This window comes from Bacteroidota bacterium, assembly GCA_018831055.1.
Taxonomy (GTDB): domain Bacteria; phylum Bacteroidota; class Bacteroidia; order Bacteroidales; family B18-G4; genus M55B132.
The window spans coordinates 1-2,531 of sequence record JAHJRE010000306.1; the positions used below are offsets into that span (position 1 = coordinate 1).

The following is a 2,531-nucleotide window of genomic DNA, read 5'->3' on the forward strand; positions in this document are numbered from 1 at the left end:
GATATCACGCTGGAACTTTTCGGGCGCCGCTTCTGGTCGATCGGGCAGGTATGCGATGCGGCGCGGACGTATTTTTCGCCGGCATCACTCCAGATCGGCCCCGAAACCATAGTCGATCCACCGCGACAAGTGCTGGACTATCCGCTGGCGATCGGCAAAATGTGGACGGTCCTAACCGACGCGGGATTCATGATCAAGAAGGAAGTGACCGATTCGGTCGAAGTCGTCACACCAGCCGGCGCCTTCGGCGCCTACGAAATCACCTGGCGATATTACATTCTGATAACAACCGCCAAGCCGAATTCTACGCTTGGCCCCGGCCCGGGGGGCCAGGGCGGCACGGGCTCAGACGATCCGGACATTGTGTTCTTCTACCCCAACCTTGTCGTCACCGACTACATCGCCCCGATCGGGCTGGTTAAGCGAACAATCTCCGCGATCGGCCTCACTGCCACCGATTACAGCAGTGATCCACTCGGCACTTTCGACATCTACGAAGAATGGTTGCTTGAAAGCTATCGGCCGCCGTCCACCGACCTTTAAACGTTTGCCGGCTATCGGCCACCGATGTCGCCGCATCTGACTATTTGGTGTGTTAGTGGCCAGAAATAATGGGCAGGGCCGCGAGGGCCCTGCCCGCCTGACACCCGTTAACAGGAATCGGGTTTGCGTCGTGGTAGGGTTGGTCTTTCAACGCACCGGCAAGTTACAAACTCTGCCTGTCAATTCATGGCAGTACAAATCAAGAAATTTTGCTAATTTTCAAAAAAAATGAGCGGGACCATTGGTCCCGCTCGTGATAATCCCCCATCCCGGGGATCAAGTCGACCTAAACGCGGAACGCAAAGGGTCGACGATCAGAGGGTAAGATACTTTAACTACCTGTCAAAAAGTGGCAGTGGAAGTTCAAAAATTTCGCGAAAAATAAAGAAAAATAGCCTTATCTAGTCACCCGTCTCGCCTTGTCCACCTGCCCCGCCTTCCGATCTCCTACATGGCCAAAAGAGACAATTCCCATTTGCTTTCTTCCACCTAACCATTTATCATACAGCATAATAGAAGCACAAAACCATCAGCCCACACGAGGACTTATGCTCTTTGGCGCCCACGAATCCATCGCCGGCGGCGTCTTTAACGCCATCGAACGCGGCCAACAGGCCACCTGCGACACTATCCAGATGTTTAATAAGTCCAGCAACCAATGGCGCGCCAAGCCGCTCGCAGACGATGAAATCACCAAGTTCTTCGATATGATAAAATCCACCGGCGTCACGGTCTCGGTCTCTCACACCTCCTACCTGATCAATATCGCCTCGCCCGACCCCGATCTCGGCCGGAAGTCGTGCGACGCCCTCAAAGTGGAAATGGAACGCTGCAACACGCTGAAAATCCCCAACCTCGTCTTCCATCCCGGCTCCCATGTCGGCTCCGGCGAGGAAGTCGGCATCCAAAAAATCGGCGAAAACGTCAACCGCCTTTTCGACGAACTCCCCGACAACACCGTTACCCTGCTTTTCGAGACTACCGCCGGCCAGGGGAGCAATCTCGGCTATACTTTCGAACAACTCGCGCAGATGATCGATCTTGTCGACAACAAGACCCAGGTCGGCGTCTGTCTCGACACCTGCCACGTCTTTGCCGCCGGCTATCATTTGTCCGACCCGGCTGAATACAAAAAGACGATGAAGTCATTCGACAGCACGATCGGGCTCGACCGCCTCAGGATCATTCACATGAACGACAGCAAGAAGGAGTTCGGCTCCAAGCGCGACCGCCACGAGCATATCGGGCAGGGAATGATCGGGATTGAGGCGTTTCGAAACATCGTCAACGACAAGAAACTCAAGGATGTCCCCAAGATTCTCGAAACGCCCAAGGGCGATGACCTCAAAGAGGACATCGAGAATCTTAAATTGCTTCGGAGTTTGGTGAGGCGATAAGTTCTATCGGAAGATGATGACGGCTTGGTATCATTGTGAACTCTAAACCGGCAACAGAGTCGCTGCGTCGGGGGGAACCCACCAAATGACATATTTCAGACCAAGCAACGGGTACTTGAGCCTCAAGCTCAGGCAGCAGCAGTTGTCTTCACCGTCTTTGGTGCGGTTGAAACCCTTTACTCTGGTGATGCGAGCATACTCGTCCTCATGGCGAACCATGCCGTCACCGTACCACACGTCGTGGCCGTAGTGAATGGGGATATAGCCAGGCGGGAAGGTAAACTGCATGTCCAGAGAGTCGGATGGATATGAGATATTGACCACCATCCGCTCGTTTACGTCCTTGCGCGACAGCAGTTCCTCCTTGGTATAGGCCATCACTCCGTTAGACGAATTGCGCGTAAACTGGAAAGCGACAGACTTCCCAGGTTCAAGCGGAGGATCGATCGAGATCGCGTAAAAACTCTCCGACCTGCGCGTTTTCCGACTCTGAAGGGAGACGCTGTAGCCGTCAACCGTCTGACGCGCAGGTTCCAGACCGAGTACCAAGGGACCTTCAACGTTTCCACGGTCGAGGCACTTGTAGAAGTA

At 54.1% G+C, this 2,531-nt stretch carries 3 protein-coding genes; 2 read left to right on the forward strand and 1 reads right to left on the reverse strand.

What is annotated here, in order from left to right; genetic code table 11:
* Both KKA81_17035 and KKA81_17040 read left to right on the forward strand, forming a co-directional pair.
* Nucleotides 1-543 (forward strand): hypothetical protein (locus KKA81_17035; GenBank protein MBU2652633.1); only part of this gene is annotated, 543 nt, incomplete at its 5' end.
* A gap of 548 nt (nt 544-1,091) precedes the next feature.
* Entirely contained in the window at nt 1,092-1,940 is an 849-nt protein-coding gene (locus KKA81_17040) for a deoxyribonuclease IV (protein MBU2652634.1), read from the forward strand.
* A 42-nt stretch (nt 1,941-1,982) separates the two neighbouring features.
* On the opposite strand, the gene KKA81_17045 is transcribed toward KKA81_17040, so the two are convergent.
* Nucleotides 1,983-2,531: hypothetical protein (locus KKA81_17045; GenBank protein ID MBU2652635.1), on the reverse strand; the 549-nt coding region annotated here is incomplete at its 5' end.